We start from the raw sequence: 1,489 nt of genomic DNA on the forward strand, positions 1-1,489 counted from the left end.
CCGCCGAACAGGGCGGCACCCATAGCGGCGATGACCGTGGCGGCCTTGGCGATACGCATCATGAAAATCTCCCTGGAGGTGAGACAGCGCCACATCCGGTGCGGCACGGACCTCACGATCAACACCACGCCCGGCACCGCCGGCCGCTCCCCGACACGCCGATTTTGCTGGGATCGACGCCACATCTCACCGCAACAGCCCCCTGCTGGCCCGGAGCAATCACCCAGGACTCCGCGAAGCACCGGACCGTCCACGCCGTGCCCGTCGCCTCGGACGGTTCCTGGGAACGTCTGTTCCGCCGGCATCTGGCATGTTTCAAAAGAGGCATTTGTGTCTATGCAGTGGTGCGGATGCGCTCTGCCCTCACCCTCCGCCCACACCGGGGGCCGAGCATGTCCACCGCAGGCCGCGGTCTGGGGTCTGCAGGCCAGGCGGGGACAGCACGTGTCAGGTGGCTCCAGCACGCCGCCCCCGCCTGGTCGTCACGGCCGCCCGCATCCACGATTGCGCACATCGAATAATTGGCCGACGGCCTCAGGGTGGCCGCAGGTGGGTTCGGGGCATCGAGGAGTGTCGGATGATGCGGCCGGGTCTGGCAGGGATAGGGAGCCTGCTGGCGGGCCCGGCCGGACCTCGATGTCGCACCCGTTGAACGTGCTGCCGGCCAGTCGCGTCACGGCGGGAACCGCGACGCCGCTGTGCCTGGCGGCGATCAGTGGGCACACGGCACGCGGTGCCACCCCGTCGGCCAAGACTTTGACCAACGCGCGTGAGCACACCGACCGCGATCCGGAGTGCCGGCAGAAGACCGGGCGCATCGCCGCCGTGCCGCTCGGGGCGGGCGCCACGGCCGGCGCGGAACAGGTCATTCGGCATCTACCTGAGCAGGATGATCCCGGAACGGAAGCCAAGAATCAGGCGTAGTGACCGCGCAGAATCTGAGAACCTATCTTTGATCCCCCAGTTCGCGGACGGTGCTGATGTCACCGGGCTGCTGCTCCTGCGGCGCTGTCTTCGCGAGGACCTGCGACCCACGCGGCCCGCGCCGGGATAAGCCGTGTCCAAGGTTCGGGGTCGAGCCCTGACCACGCCCGGAAGCCGGCCGCTGGTGGGATGCGAGCTGACGCAGGGGTCGCCGCCCGTAGGGCTACGGATGATGCGGTCGGGCCTGGCAGGAAAGGGCGAAACCGCCAGGCCCGACCGGACCTCGATGTCGCACCCCATGAACGAGCCGCTCGCGGTCCACGACACGGGCGGCGCCACCACCGGCAACCCGCATTCACCCGGACGGCCCCCTGCCGGCGTCCCGGGACTGCGGCGCGTGATGCGGGCGCTCGTTCGGCGTAACGTCCGTGACCTGGGGCCAAGCACGCCCGTTGGTGAAGTCGACGCCGTGACCCTGCGGCGGACTCAACCCTCCCAAGGAGACTTTCGATGTCCCGTATTGCCAAGGCAGCCGCCATCACCGCCGTCGCCGGCGCCATCATGG

At 69.2% G+C, this 1,489-nt stretch carries 1 protein-coding gene; it reads left to right on the forward strand.

Translation table 11 applies throughout. From position 1 onward, the window contains the following. The first annotated feature begins 648 nt into the window (after positions 1-648). Positions 649-924 carry a hypothetical protein gene (locus O3W51_RS48010; protein WP_269290399.1) on the forward strand — a complete coding sequence of 92 codons (276 nt, stop codon included), beginning with the start codon at positions 649-651 and terminating at the stop codon, positions 922-924. Positions 925-1,489 lie beyond the last annotated feature (565 nt).

Origin of the sequence: Streptomyces sp. H39-C1 (assembly GCF_027158125.1) — a bacterium.
Taxonomy (GTDB): domain Bacteria; phylum Actinomycetota; class Actinomycetes; order Streptomycetales; family Streptomycetaceae; genus Actinacidiphila; species Actinacidiphila fildesensis.